A 12,802-nucleotide genomic window follows, 5' to 3' on the forward strand; every position below is an offset into this window, starting at 1 on the left:
TACAATACCTATTTAATTTCATAGATTTTTATTTAAAAATTTTTCTAATCATTCTTTGATCTATATTTTAAAAAAGAAATCAATTATAACTATTATAAAAACCATAGAAATCATGTAATTCTAAGCATTCTTTAATTATCAACTAAGTGATTAATAAATTTTAAAACAAAATTAATATGCTAACATATCTAGGAATTACCATGGTGTTTATCGGACTCACCATTTTCATAATTAAACCTTTTTTTAAAGAATCAAAAACACTGCATAAGTTTACTCGAAAAAGAAATATCTCGATGATTATAATAGGATTAGTCATGAGCGTAATTTCAGGAATGTTCTTTTATGCAGAACCAGGAACCGCTTATGCAGTTCAGTATCCTTGGGGGAGTCAAAAAGCGGTTGTACATCAAGGAATACATACTAAAATGTGGGGACGATTAATCCCTATTCAATTCGAATTACCTATTAAATATGTAATCCCTAACAAGAAAAATGAATTAGGAGAGCAAAGTAAATACGCTAATGTTGACAAAGCTAAATATTGGGCGTTTAGTGATGCAGTAAAAGCCAGAATTGCAACTTCGGTAGTTATCAGTATCAATACAGCAGATCAAAATCAATTTTTATCTGTTGCTGATCGTAACAAAACCGAAAGAAACTTGATTAGATCCAGAATCATTCCTAATATCGATCAATCTATTAAAAACACTTGTAAGCTTATGGATGCTCAAGATTATATATCTGGACAAGCTTCGGATTTTGATAGATATTTTAAAGATCAATTAGAAAATGGAATGTATGTTCTAGAGGAGTTTATTGCTAATGAAAACAGAGAAACCATTGGTGATAGTACTACAGTCCGAACAATTGTTAACAAGGAATCAAAGCAAAAACGTTTTAGAATTAAATATCATAATGGAGAACCTGTTAGAGAAAAAGGAAACTCGTTAAAAGGATACGGTCTAACGGTTGTACAAGCTGTTGTTACAGAAATAGACTGGGAACCAGAATTTGACAAACGTCTTCAGTTACAAAAAGAAGAAGTTGCGCAGACTCAGTTAGAAAAACAACAAGCAGAACGTGAATTTTATCGTGCTCAAAAAGAAACTGCACGAGGTGAAGCTGAAAAAGCCGCAGAAAGAGCTAGATTAGAAAAAGAGCAAATTCAGAAAACTATTGAAGCCGAAACAAAAGCCAAAGTAGCAGAATTTAACCTTATTGAGGAGCGTAAAAATTATGAGGTGGCACAGTTTAAGGCCAAAACTCAGAAAACCATGGCCGATGCACAATCTTATGAAAACGCAAAACTAGTAACAGCAGGACTTACGCCACAGGAACGAGCGGAGTGGGAATTTAAAACCTCTGTCAATGTTGCGAAACAGCTTAAAGATTTACAGCTTCCAGAGATTTATATCCAAGATGGAAGTAAATCGGGAACCAACGGCAACCTACTACAATCTTTGATTGGTGCTGATCTTGCCAAAAAGATGATGTCACAAAAAACATCCAAAGAGTAACATTAAAAAAAAGCGGAATGAAACATTTTCATTCCGCTAATAACTAAATAAACATAATACATATGGAAAAGCATATAAAAATATATACAGGAACATCTATCATAGTTAACAGACTAGCTTATTTATTAGATGAAATAAATATTCATTTTATTATAAAAGATCACAAAGAATCTGGAAGGTTAGCAGGTTTTGGAGCTATTGAAGGTTCAACTGAGCTATTCATTTATAACGATGATGCCAAAAAAGCTAGTGAAATCATTGAAAATTTTAAAAAAGAAATTTCAAAATAGTTTTATATTTTATTAAATACTCATATATTTGCACCCGCAAAAAAGGCCTCGTAGCATAACTGAATAGTGCACTTGATTACGGCTCAAGAGGTTGCAGGTTTGAATCCTGCCGAGGTCACTTGATAATCAAAGCGTTACAGAAATAAATCACTGTAACGCTTTTTTATTTGCACAAAATTTGCACAGAAAATATAATCTAAAACTATTATGAGAGTCTTAAATATTTGCTAATCACCAAAAATAAAATACTCATATTCAGACAATCCTAAGTTCTCCTCAAAAACTTTCTTATTTGTTTTCATTAACTTAACAGTATTCTCTTCATTGAAACCCAGTGAAGAAATATATTGTTTTACTAATCCTCTTTCTTTTTCACCTAACTCTTTATTAGTATAAATCACTTTGAAGAAATTATATACGTACTGTAAGCGATTACTAAAAGATTTTATTGGTTCTATCACAACCTTATCTGTATTACTTAACAAGTTATCAAATTGATCTTGAGTTATTTTAAGTTCGGTTGCAAGCTTTTCTAATGTTTTCTGTTCCTGAATATCAATCTCGCCATCTATTCTAGCTAAACTGACCAAACAAGCAAAATGCAATAAATTGTCTTCTGCCCTATTGTTATTAAGTAACTTTGATAAAATCATAATCTCCCTATTCTTATTTACTAAAACGATAACCCATTAATTCAATCCAGCCATACATTATCAACACACTTCATCAACTCCTATTCCTCAAATGGTTTTTTAAGATAGGCTTTTACTCCACCTTCAAGTCCTTTTTTAATTTCTTTATTCTCCGTCTTTGCCGAACAAAACACAAATGGAATTTGCGAAGTATTTGAATTATTACGTAATGTATTAAATACACTATATCCATCAACTTGAGGCATCATAATATCACAAAGAATAATGTCAAATTTTTCTTTGTTAGCTAGTGCTATACCAATGGCACCATTTGCAGCCGTTATTACTTTATGATCATATAGTTCAAGAAGCTCTTGAACATTTTCTCTTAATGCTATATCATTTTCTATTAATAGTATGGTTTTGGTATTCATCATAACAAGTTTTAAAAGTTTAAAAAACGTTAACCTTTTTCAATGAGATACTGATAATCTTCAAAATCAATTTTACCACTAAAAATTTTAATTGATTTTTTAATGACATCTTTTGCTCTTTCTTCAGAGCATCCTAGTCCAATTGCATATTTGTGAATTAGTTTCACCTCTTGTTGATCTACAAAATGGTCTGCAAAGATCATTTTAAAAAGATCAAACAGATGCATTAAACGCTCTTCTTTTGAGTTCGCAGGAATAATGGGGTATTTATGTGGGTTCTTTGTAATCTCTGCAAACTGTTCTTCATTAATATCTAGTTTATTTGCAAACTTAGCTAGTAGCTCTTTTTCTTCATAGTTAATCTCGCCGTCTATGGATGCTATTTTAGTAATTGCTGCAAAATGTGCAATATTGTTTTTTTGAGTACCTGACTCATATAGTTCTGAAATTGACATAATAATTGTTGTTTTGAGTTATATATTTTTTAGACACTACAATACGTAATGGGTCACATTTTTAACTAAATTTGAATAACCAAGCAAACAACTCTATAAACTAAAATTGTCGTGAATTTTCTAAAAAGAATATTTCTCGTAGTAATCAACCCAAAGAGAGGAGCTATTCTAAAAGAATCCAAAGCTTTAACTGATGAAGAGTTAATAGCCAAAATTACTGCTACACAAAATTCCCTGCTATTTAGCATCCTTTACGATCGATACAGTAAGAAGGTGTATAATAAGTGCTATAGTTTTACCAAAAATGAAGATGAAGCCAAAGACCTAACACAGGATGTTTTTTTTAAACTTTTTGTCAAGTTGAGTACTTTTAAGGGTAATTCTAAATTTTCTACCTGGTTATACGCTTTTACCTACAATTTCTGTATTAATTATTTAAATAGAGATTCCGGAAAAAGAATGAATAACTTATCCGACACTATGGATAATCACGATTACCATTTATCCAATATTGAAGATATCGATGATGAAGAGCTTTTTGAATTAAAAGCATCCAAGTTAGAAAAGGCATTAGATACTATTGATCCAGAAGATAAAACGATGCTGTTACTTAAATATCAAGATGATGTATCTGTAAAAGATCTACAGGTTTTATTAAAAGTTGGTGAGAGTGCTGTAAAAATGAGATTAAAAAGAGCAAAAACAAAAGTTATTGAAGCGCACAATAAATTGAAGTAATGAAATAAGCCATAACAAGTATATTTCTGGAAAGCAATATGATAATTGGCGATTCCATCTGACCTTCAAAATACAATAAATGTAAACTGATGAAAAAGAATCCATTTAAAGAACTAGAAACTGATAAAGAAGTTCCTGAAGAAGTTAAGGAAAATGTAATGAAAGATATCGCTTCGGTAAAACTATTTATGGAGTTAGGTGATTTGTTTTTTATAAAATACCCATCGGTAATTGAAGACTTTTTCAAAACCAAAAACAACAAATCATAACTATTTATAGGTAAAGACGCTATAGTTAACAGCTGGTTTTAAAACTATTAAAGCTACCTCCCATAGTTCATTTCAGATAAAAAAAATATAAAAGTGACTTTTTCAAAATATTAGTGTCTTAAATAACAAGAAACTAATCTTTAACTAAAATTGAAAAATAATGATCCGTTCCATCATCTTAGCGATGAGGAACTTGTAGAAAAAATTGTATCTAAAGAAAATACAATGATGTTTAGTGAAATCTATGATAGGTACGCCCACAAAGTTTATAATAAATGTTTTGGGTTTGTAAAATCAAAAGATGAGGCAAAGGATCTAACTCAGGATGTTTTTTTGAAATTATTTACCAAGCTGCATAGTTATAAAAGGCAGTCTAAATTTTCTACCTGGCTATATGCATTCACATATAACCTGTGCGTTAATTATGTCAATAGAGATAAAGAGAATAAGATTAGTAAAGTATCTGATACGATAAAAGATGAAGACCTCCATTTACATATTGAAGTTAGTGATGATAGCTTGTTTCAGATGCGAGTTGATAAATTGCAAAAAGCATTAGAGCTTATAGCACCAGAAGAAAAGTCGATCTTATTACTGAAATATCAAGATGATGTTTCGATAAAAGAATTAGAAGTACTACTTAGCATTAAAGAAAGTGCTGTAAAAATGAGATTAAAAAGAGCTAAAGCAAGAATTATTGAAGTATATAATTCAATATAATATATGGAAAGAGAAAACCCATTTAAGAAAATAGGAACCCCACCAAGGGAGGTGCCAAAAGAGCTTAAAGATAAGGTAATGGCAGATGTAGCTTCGGTAAAATTAATCACAGATATGGCCGGATTATTTACGAGTAATTATCAAGCAGCCTTAAAAGCATTCTTCAGAACGAAAAGCAAAAACAAAAATAACTAATCACAAATATCAAATCATAAGAAAATGGAAACAATAACTGAATGGAAAGACCTTACATTTCAATCATTAACGGCAATGGGAGAAAAAATTATGACTGCATTACCCAATGTTGTTGGTGCGCTTCTTATCCTATTAATCGGATGGTTAGTCACCAAAATAGTGGTATTCCTATTAAAAAGAGTGCTAAAATTTGTAAAAATAGATAAGCTTACCGAGAAGATCAATCAAATGAAATTATTTGGAAAGTCTGATATCAAATTTGGGGTTACTAATGCCATTGTAATATTTGTAAAATGGATAATGTTTTTAGTGTTCTTAATAATTGCTTCTGACATTATGAATTGGACAATTGTTTCAGAAGAAATTGGAAACCTATTAAGGTATTTACCTAGATTATTTAGTGCCATTGCACTGTTTATGATAGGGATTTACATCGCTAAATTTGTAAAGAGAGCCATACAAGGCTTTTATGAATCCTTCGATTTAGCAGGTTCTAAAATCATAAGTACGTTGGTATTTTATATTATAGCAATAATTATTACCATCACTGCACTAAATCAAGCAGGTATAGACACTACGGTTGTCACTAATAATGTAACTGTAATTTTAGGTGCGTTTTTGTTAGCCATATCTATTGGATTTGGATTAGGATCTAAAGAAGTAATCGGTGACTTACTACGTACATTTTATACCCGAAAAAATTATGAGATTGGTGATAAGGTAAAGATTAATGATATAGAAGGAAGTATTGAAGCAATAGATAATATTTGTATGACTCTGAATACCAAAGACGGAAAAATTATATTACCGATTAAAGACGTCGTAGAAAGTCAAGTCGAAATCAAAAAGTAAAAACTTCCTTATAGATTAACAATAATAGTTGCGATTGAGGGGCAAATTAGAACTTAAACAAGGAGCAAATGTAATAAGTGAATCATCCCAAAACAACTATCAAAGAAAGAAACAATCATTCAAAATAATACGTGTATCGCAATGAATCTTGTTTCTTTCAAATATCTTAAAAACATAATATCATCCCGCTCAAAGAAGTACGTTCATTTATTATTAGTTAGTTCTTTTGCTTCCTAGAGCGGAACAAAGACAATTGCCCAAGGCTGAAAAGAATCCCCTATCCCCAATATTTGCATTTTTGGTACAGGCAATTGTTTCATTTGTTAAGTTATTCAGTCATCTATTATTCCTTTACAGAAATGGAACCTGCTAAAATGTTTAGTAAAATTGGACGCCAGATCGAATCCTACTTAAAACTAGGTTTTCCAGATCAACACCTTCAATTATTGTCTAATAATGATTTAGAAAGCTTTATTGATTTCTGGGAATCCGACTACTATGACAATCACAAAGAATTGATAATAAGTAGCTATAGCGAAAATCAGTATATGAACGAATCAGAACAAAAGTATAACTATCAAAATATTGCTTTATGTAAGGTATTTAATAAGATAAGTGATACTTTTAAGAGAGAAAACTCACAAAATAAGGTTCAAAAATGATTACCGAAAAAAGAATTCCTTTAAAGTACCCATTAAGTATGGTCAAATGGGACTTATTATGTACAACTCTCTTTGCTTCAGCTATTCATTATATTTCAAAATATTATATCGATATTAATCTTCCGCTATCGATAGGAGCATTTATGGGTACTGCAATTGCATTAATCCTATCATTTAAACTCAGTCAGTCTTATGATCGGTGGTGGGAAGCTAGAAAGATATGGGGTGCAATTGTTAATGATTCCAGAACATTAATAAATCAGCTGCTAACTTTTACCTCGGAAAATAATGATAATGCAAAAACAAGTGCCTTTGCATATCGCCAAATTGCCTGGTGTTATTCTTTAGGACAAAACCTCAGAAAACTTGATTCACTCCAAGGTATAGAAAAGTATATTTCAAAAGAAGAATATTCGAAAATTAAACATCACAAAAACATTCCATTGGCATTATTGAACAACCATTCTGCTGAGTTAAGAAAACTACATAAAGACAAACACATTAATGATTTTCAACAGATTCAGTTAGACAATACAATAGTAAGATTAATTGCTTCGATGGGGATGGCAGAACGTATAAAAAACACAAATTTTCCTAAACCATATCGGTTAACATTGCAGTTTTTCATCTATTTGTTCCTAGTCATTTTATCATTTTCCTTAACGGAGTTAGATAGCTTTATCGAGATACCAATTTTGATTCTTATTTCGCTGCCATTCTTTTTGTTAGAAAAAATAGCACTCAAAATACAAGATCCATTTGAGAATAGACCTATGGATACGGCAATGACATCTATTGCCAGAACTATAGAAATAAATATTAAACAGCTTATTGACGATGAAGATATTCCTGAACCATTGGGTACGAAGAAATTTTATATAATGTAACTTTATGAACTCTTAACTAAAAATAATTAATCATAATGCTCCTCATCATCCAGATCAATTTTATCCAGAATTTCTATGCCTTTTTGCATAATTATAGAAGTAGGAATCGTAATATTTTTTCCGTCATCCGTCTTCATAAAAAGATAAAAACCTGTAATATCCTTTACTTCTCCAGACCAATCAAAGTCTTTATCTAAAACTTTAATTCTATCTCCTATTCGTAATGGATGGCTAAAGAATAAAATAGCGCTTGCCGTAAGATTGGATAGGATAGACCATTGCGCAAAAAAACCAACTCCTAAAACAGCTAATACCGAAGAAATAAAAACAGTAAATTGTTTGAGATCAACGCCTCAGATTAATGCCAGTGCTGATCCTGCAATCATATAAATAACCAAATAACTTAAATAAAAGATAATCTTTCTTCTATTAGCTTCTATGGATTTTGCTAAACCAAATTTTCTTATTGCACTTTTAGTAACGACAACCACCAAAAATACAATTACAATCAGTACGACAGTATATATTAATTCTTGCTTATAAGTAATCATGAATTTCTATCTCAAATTTTCTACAAAAATATTTCATATTATAATACAAACAGATAAAAAAAATGATAAAAGTGACTTTCTTAAAAAGAAGTGTCTTAATCTATGAAAACAAAATTTAAACATAACTTAAGATAAAAATGAAAAAAATAACAATACTCATAGTATTACTATCGATTACGACTATCACTTTTGGACAAAAAAAACCAAAAATAAAGGGTAATAAAGTGGTTACAGAGCTGAATAAAGAGATTTTGGAAAATTTCAATGCTATTGAAATTGACGATGCGTTAGAGGTGAATTTAACCCAAACAGGAGAAAACAGCTATTTTATTACCACGGATGAAAACTTATTAGATATTGTTCAATTTTCTGTAAAAGATAGTATTCTAAAAATATATACAACCAATAGAATTGTAAGTAGTAAAAAGCTGGAAATTAGTTTGAATGTTAAAGAGATAAAACACCTCATCCTTAAAAATGATGCCAAAGTGGAAGGTAAGGGTAGATTGACTTCTGATAAATTGTATTTAAGTGGTTATAATTCTAGTCGTTTTGATCTGGATATAAAGGCAGATGATGTCATCATCACACTACAACGTGATGCTGGGGGAAAAATTAAAGTAAAGTCTAAAAACACCACTATCATTATGAATGACAGAACGGATCTGAAAGCCTATGTAGTAGCAGATAAAACTCGTGTCACCCAGACTAAATCATCAGAGTTAAGCTTAGATGGAGATTCAGGTTTCGCAACTTTTAACCTGAAAGATTCAGCAAAACTAGAAGCTAAAAAAATGAAAGTATCTTCAGTAGATCTATATACCTCTAATTCATCCGATGTGTATGTATACGCCAGTAAAAATCTAGAATTATATGCACAAGGGAAAAGTAACGTTTATGTCTATGGAAATCCTAAAGTAGAAGTTAAGGGATTAACTGATAAGTCTAAAATCATTAAAAAATAGAGCAAAAGAACTGTTAATCGCACTGAATTCTTATGTTCGGATGCCTCCAAAAGTGGAGGCATTTTTTATTTTAATTCTGGTAAAATCAAAAGAGGCACCGGACTATTAAAACTAATCTTATCTACCACATCTTCTTCAGTAAGTCTTTGAAAGAAATTATGTTTGTGGTGTATCAATGAAATCAAATCACTTTCTGTTTGTTTTGCAAATTCCTTTAATGCTTCTGTTTCTGAGGTCTTCACATCTATCTTGCAAAAGATATAATCCAAATCTTTAAGCAGTGTTTTCAGGGTTTCTTTGTTTATCTTTTGGTCATTGTTTAGGTATTCTTCCTGCATTATTCGAGCTATGTTAATTTTGGCACCGTTAGCTAAAGCTACCTCAACCAATAGCTTTAGCTCATCCTCATAAAAAGATCGTTTAAAATTGGTAGAAAATGATATAACGGATGGTGTTTTTGTTATATAGTTTTGTGGCACGACTATTACGGGACAATCATCAACACCATTAATAACCTTTACCGCATTACTCCCTAAGAAAATTTCTTTAGCACCTTTAGCACCTTTTGTGCCCATCACAATACAATTGATCTTTTTAGAAACTAGAATAGCATTAATCGCTTTGATCAAAGTGTTAGCTTTAGAAACCATTTCAAAATGATGTTTCGGATTATCACTTTCCTTAATTACAATATTTAGGAAATCCTTTAAGCTTTCCTCTGATTCATCCGACATTCCATTAAGCATTGTATCATTGTATTCTTCACTTAAAAGATTAGAAGGATTACTTATATAAACATTCAATAAAAAAAATGTACAATCTTCATTGTTAAACAAAACCTTAGCATATTGTAACGCATTATAGGAATTGTCAGAAAAATCAATTGGTATTAAGACTTTTTTCATTTTAGTAAGGATTTAAATCTATATTAAATGTACAAAATATAAGCTTTGATATTTCAGTAATTTATGGAAAGTGACTTTTTTTAAAAATCGTGTCTAAAGAGATATAAAATATACCCAAAGGGCACTATGAAATCAAGCATAGCACTACTCTCTTTAATGAATAATGGGTTTTCGGTACAAACCAGAAAAAAGACCCAGATTAAAGATAAAAACAACAAAATGAAACAGAAAAAGCCACCTAGTAATTCTGGTAAATAATTAGATTAAATAGAATTATATAATGTGACCCAATCAAAAAAGATGTGTCTAACATAAAAGAAGTAGTTCAACACCGAAACCCAATTAAATGAATACAAGTACCACAGAAAAATTTGAAGTTACCGATCTATTTACATCTAAGAAATTAACAAATCAAATTGAGTACTACACCATACAGCTTAAAAAAACTGAATCCGGAGAGCAACTTACAAAACTCATTTTATCTGAGTTTGTAGGATTATGCAATCTATATATAGCTATTGGGGATCAACTATCAAAGAATACACAAGAAGGGTCAACACCAGAAATTAAAGAAGTAGAGTTATTGCAATATGTTTTACCAGAATGGTTTAAAGATATACTATTACTTCATCGCGATGTTTTTTTGCAATTACAAATAGCTCAAAATAAAGCATTAGAAAGCACTGTTATAGAAGATGCTTTAATTACTCATTTCGAAAATTCCAGAAACATCTTATTAAGTGCAATCAACTCGTTAAGCAATACCATTAGAGGATATCAAAACACTACTACTTTATCTCGTAAAGGCGAAAATAAAATTGCTTTAAAGATCAAACACCAGCAAAATCCTTGGGAGATCTACAAAGAACAATTTCGTGTTGGCTTAGAACACTTAAAAGAAATAAAAGATGCTAATCAAGATTTTGTCAAAGTTGTAAACTCATTTAAGAATATTAAAATTCAAACAATACAAATCTGTGCAGATAATAGAGAAGAAATCAATAGCACCTCAGAAATACTTAACCAAGCTATTCAAAAGATTAAGGGTATTGAAAAAAATGATCAAATAAGTGAAATCAATCACTGGATAGAAAAGACAATCTCCAAAGTTGATACTAGCAACTTGCAACAGGAGAATTATACTCGTATGGTGGAAAATGAAGTAAAAAATCTTATCGAAATTAATCTCCCTGTTTCAACAAGTGAAGGATTATTACAGAAAAGAAAAGTAGATTTTAACAAATCAGTAAAAAAATGGTTGGATTATGAATCGTTACCGTTATTGATTGAGATTTGGGATACAAAAGTAACGATGACTTCTTTTATAAGCCATAGCTTATTAAACTTAAAGAGCAGTCTAACGCTGGCAAAAAACAATGATACACTAGATGCTATACCATCTCAGCTTCAGATCTTACATGAGATACAAGATACTTTATCTAAAAATTCTATAAGGCAGGAACAATCAATTGCAGAAATTGAAAATAAAATAAATACAGAATTTCTGGCAACAAAAATATATGGAGTAGAGGATTTCCTAGAAGTGTCATTACAATCTTCCATTACCCAGTATGCATCTATAAAAGGAGGAGCATTCCTGCGCATAAAAAATAAATTAAAACATCTATTCAGTGATTTCAGTTCAAAATATGAGCAAACGAATCACCTAGAACATCATAAGCAATTAGAAGCTACTATAAAGTGTATTAACTATAGAATGTATAAAGAATCTAATGCACACTATGATACTTTGTTTTTAAACAAAAACTTTATTGGAGATTTATTTCTAGTACCTCGATCAGAGGCTGAAAAAACATTTAGGGACAGTATTTCTCTTTGGAATGAAGGTTTTAATCAGTCTGTGCTCATCTTAGGCAATAGTCTGAGCGGAAAATCAACTTTTATTGAATATGCTGCCAAAAAGTATTTTGGAAAGCATATCATATCGCTAACAATAAATAGCACTATTACAATAGACGGAAGAAAGTTTAAAACTTCTCATAATTTGAAAGAAGTACTTCAGTATATAAAGAACCATCTTTACAACACTAAGCTTTTAATTATTATTGATGATATTGAATTATGGAGAGATGAAAAGTCAACATTACTGGATAATGTAAGGGCCGTAATTCAATTTATAGAATCAGAGTCTGATAATGCATATCTTATGGTATCTACTTCTGGAGCAATGCAGTCTCATCTGGATAAAAGATTACCCTTCTCTAACGCTTTTTCCTCTGTGATCAATGTAAATAAAGCCAGTGCAAAAGAAATTTATAATGCTGTATTACTGCGTCACGGAGCGGCACATAAAACCATAGTTAATGCCGATCAACAAACTATTCCTCCCAAGCAGATTGAGCGTAAGGTTCTAAAATTAGGTAAAGAACTAAATTATAATATTGGAGAAGTACTACAGACTTGGACATATGGTACCACCGTAATTGATAACAATAGTGTGATCTATGACGAAAAAGATTTTGTATTCAGGGATTTCTTTACTTCAGAAGAAATTATCGTGCTCAAATATGTTTTTATGTATAAATATATCAATGAGATGCTCCTAAAGAAATTCATAGGAAAACAGTATGTGAGCTATCAATCCGCTTTAAAAAGGTTGATCAACACTAAAGTTCTATTAAGAGACACATCTGGGATATTAAAACTAAACCCTGTAGTGAGTAATGACATTTATGAAATTCTATTATATAGGGATATAATTAATTAATA

Annotated in this window: 17 protein-coding genes and 1 tRNA gene; 13 read left to right on the forward strand and 5 right to left on the reverse strand. The window is 30.7% G+C overall.

From position 1 onward, the window contains the following. The first annotated feature begins 176 nt into the window (after window positions 1-176). The 3 genes from H526_RS0107535 (at window position 177) to H526_RS0107545 (ending at window position 1,925) form a co-directional block, all read left to right on the forward strand. Complete coding sequence (locus H526_RS0107535) at window positions 177-1,517, forward strand: SPFH domain-containing protein (protein WP_027392438.1); 1,341 nt, start codon at window positions 177-179, stop codon at window positions 1,515-1,517. Between the two features lie 62 nt (window positions 1,518-1,579). Continuing rightward, the gene (locus H526_RS0107540; protein ID WP_027392439.1) at window positions 1,580-1,807 is read left to right on the forward strand and encodes a putative signal transducing protein; all 228 of its coding nucleotides are present in this window, start codon (window positions 1,580-1,582) and stop codon (window positions 1,805-1,807) included. 44 nt (window positions 1,808-1,851) lie between these two features. Further along, window positions 1,852-1,925: transfer RNA gene (locus tag H526_RS0107545), tRNA-Arg, on the forward strand. Window positions 1,926-2,034: 109 nt separating this feature from the next. Here the strand turns inward: H526_RS0107545 and H526_RS0107550 are convergent. The 3 genes from H526_RS0107550 to H526_RS0107560 form a co-directional block, all read right to left on the reverse strand. Further along, complete coding sequence (locus H526_RS0107550; RefSeq protein ID WP_027392440.1) at window positions 2,035-2,460, reverse strand: tellurite resistance TerB family protein; 426 nt, start codon at window positions 2,458-2,460, stop codon at window positions 2,035-2,037. An 80-nt stretch (window positions 2,461-2,540) separates the two neighbouring features. Continuing rightward, the gene (locus tag H526_RS0107555) at window positions 2,541-2,873 is read right to left on the reverse strand and encodes a response regulator transcription factor (protein WP_027392441.1); all 333 of its coding nucleotides are present in this window, start codon (window positions 2,871-2,873) and stop codon (window positions 2,541-2,543) included. Window positions 2,874-2,902: 29 nt separating this feature from the next. Next, entirely contained in the window at window positions 2,903-3,328 is a 426-nt protein-coding gene (locus H526_RS0107560) for a tellurite resistance TerB family protein (RefSeq protein ID WP_027392442.1), read from the reverse strand. A 111-nt stretch (window positions 3,329-3,439) separates the two neighbouring features. On the opposite strand from H526_RS0107560, the gene H526_RS0107565 reads away from it, so the two are divergent. The 7 genes from H526_RS0107565 to H526_RS0107595 all read left to right on the forward strand — a co-directional run bounded on the left by H526_RS0107565 (window position 3,440) and on the right by H526_RS0107595 (window position 7,651). After that, entirely contained in the window at window positions 3,440-4,066 is a 627-nt protein-coding gene (locus H526_RS0107565) for an RNA polymerase sigma factor (RefSeq protein ID WP_081415573.1), read from the forward strand. Between the two features lie 89 nt (window positions 4,067-4,155). After that, a complete protein-coding gene (locus H526_RS0107570) occupies window positions 4,156-4,335 on the forward strand; it encodes a hypothetical protein (RefSeq protein ID WP_035084890.1) in 180 nt (59 codons plus the stop codon). A 150-nt stretch (window positions 4,336-4,485) separates the two neighbouring features. Continuing rightward, complete coding sequence (locus H526_RS0107575) at window positions 4,486-5,055, forward strand: RNA polymerase sigma factor (protein ID WP_027392445.1); 570 nt, start codon at window positions 4,486-4,488, stop codon at window positions 5,053-5,055. 3 nt (window positions 5,056-5,058) lie between these two features. Beyond that, on the forward strand, window positions 5,059-5,250 hold the full coding sequence (locus H526_RS0107580; RefSeq protein WP_027392446.1) for a hypothetical protein: 192 nt from the start codon (window positions 5,059-5,061) through the stop codon (window positions 5,248-5,250). A gap of 24 nt (window positions 5,251-5,274) precedes the next feature. Next, window positions 5,275-6,102, forward strand: coding sequence for a mechanosensitive ion channel family protein (locus H526_RS0107585; RefSeq protein ID WP_027392447.1), 828 nt, complete (start codon window positions 5,275-5,277; stop codon window positions 6,100-6,102). A gap of 374 nt (window positions 6,103-6,476) precedes the next feature. Further along, on the forward strand, window positions 6,477-6,764 hold the full coding sequence (locus H526_RS0107590) for a hypothetical protein (protein WP_211237832.1): 288 nt from the start codon (window positions 6,477-6,479) through the stop codon (window positions 6,762-6,764). Next, window positions 6,761-7,651: a bestrophin family protein gene (locus tag H526_RS0107595; RefSeq protein ID WP_027392449.1), complete on the forward strand. Its 891-nt coding sequence runs from the start codon at window positions 6,761-6,763 to the stop codon at window positions 7,649-7,651. Before H526_RS0107590 ends, H526_RS0107595 begins: the two co-directional genes overlap by 4 nt. A gap of 26 nt (window positions 7,652-7,677) precedes the next feature. Here the strand turns inward: H526_RS0107595 and H526_RS32470 are convergent, their stop codons facing one another. Further along, a complete protein-coding gene (locus H526_RS32470) occupies window positions 7,678-7,974 on the reverse strand; it encodes a mechanosensitive ion channel family protein (RefSeq protein WP_155839638.1) in 297 nt (98 codons plus the stop codon). A 365-nt stretch (window positions 7,975-8,339) separates the two neighbouring features. Between H526_RS32470 and H526_RS0107605 the strand changes: the two genes are divergently transcribed. Next, a complete protein-coding gene (locus tag H526_RS0107605; RefSeq protein ID WP_027392450.1) occupies window positions 8,340-9,167 on the forward strand; it encodes a GIN domain-containing protein in 828 nt (275 codons plus the stop codon). A gap of 65 nt (window positions 9,168-9,232) precedes the next feature. Here H526_RS0107605 and H526_RS0107610 read toward each other — a convergent pair whose 3' ends face one another. Further along, window positions 9,233-10,072 carry a universal stress protein gene (locus H526_RS0107610; RefSeq protein ID WP_027392451.1) on the reverse strand — a complete coding sequence of 280 codons (840 nt, stop codon included), beginning with the start codon at window positions 10,070-10,072 and terminating at the stop codon, window positions 9,233-9,235. Window positions 10,073-10,198: 126 nt separating this feature from the next. Here H526_RS0107610 and H526_RS32475 point away from each other — a divergent pair, with 126 nt between their 5' ends. Beyond that, window positions 10,199-10,330, forward strand: coding sequence for a hypothetical protein (locus H526_RS32475; protein WP_281171942.1), 132 nt, complete (start codon window positions 10,199-10,201; stop codon window positions 10,328-10,330). Between the two features lie 88 nt (window positions 10,331-10,418). Next, on the forward strand, window positions 10,419-12,800 hold the full coding sequence (locus tag H526_RS0107615; RefSeq protein WP_027392452.1) for a hypothetical protein: 2,382 nt from the start codon (window positions 10,419-10,421) through the stop codon (window positions 12,798-12,800). The last annotated feature ends 2 nt before the right edge of the window (window positions 12,801-12,802 follow it).

The sequence above is a fragment of the Aquimarina latercula DSM 2041 genome (assembly GCF_000430645.1).
In the GTDB taxonomy this organism is placed as follows: Bacteria; Bacteroidota; Bacteroidia; order Flavobacteriales; family Flavobacteriaceae; genus Aquimarina; species Aquimarina latercula.

Bases quoted from the DNA above. Each gene is read 5' to 3' on its own strand.
- H526_RS0107535 (WP_027392438.1), top strand. From the start codon at position 177: ATGCTAACATATCTAGGAATTACCATGGTGTTTATCGGACTCACCATT.
- H526_RS0107605 (WP_027392450.1), top strand. From the start codon at position 8,340: ATGAAAAAAATAACAATACTCATAGTATTACTATCGATTACGACTATC.
- H526_RS0107615 (WP_027392452.1), top strand. From the start codon at position 10,419: ATGAATACAAGTACCACAGAAAAATTTGAAGTTACCGATCTATTTACA.
- H526_RS32475 (WP_281171942.1), top strand. From the start codon at position 10,199: ATGAAATCAAGCATAGCACTACTCTCTTTAATGAATAATGGGTTTTCG.
- H526_RS0107570 (WP_035084890.1), top strand. From the start codon at position 4,156: ATGAAAAAGAATCCATTTAAAGAACTAGAAACTGATAAAGAAGTTCCT.
- H526_RS0107560 (WP_027392442.1), bottom strand. From the start codon at position 3,328: ATGTCAATTTCAGAACTATATGAGTCAGGTACTCAAAAAAACAATATT.
- H526_RS0107550 (WP_027392440.1), bottom strand. From the start codon at position 2,460: ATGATTTTATCAAAGTTACTTAATAACAATAGGGCAGAAGACAATTTA.
- H526_RS0107585 (WP_027392447.1), top strand. From the start codon at position 5,275: ATGGAAACAATAACTGAATGGAAAGACCTTACATTTCAATCATTAACG.
- H526_RS0107590 (WP_211237832.1), top strand. From the start codon at position 6,477: ATGTTTAGTAAAATTGGACGCCAGATCGAATCCTACTTAAAACTAGGT.
- H526_RS0107610 (WP_027392451.1), bottom strand. From the start codon at position 10,072: ATGAAAAAAGTCTTAATACCAATTGATTTTTCTGACAATTCCTATAAT.
- H526_RS0107595 (WP_027392449.1), top strand. From the start codon at position 6,761: ATGATTACCGAAAAAAGAATTCCTTTAAAGTACCCATTAAGTATGGTC.
- H526_RS0107540 (WP_027392439.1), top strand. From the start codon at position 1,580: ATGGAAAAGCATATAAAAATATATACAGGAACATCTATCATAGTTAAC.
- H526_RS0107555 (WP_027392441.1), bottom strand. From the start codon at position 2,873: ATGAATACCAAAACCATACTATTAATAGAAAATGATATAGCATTAAGA.
- H526_RS0107580 (WP_027392446.1), top strand. From the start codon at position 5,059: ATGGAAAGAGAAAACCCATTTAAGAAAATAGGAACCCCACCAAGGGAG.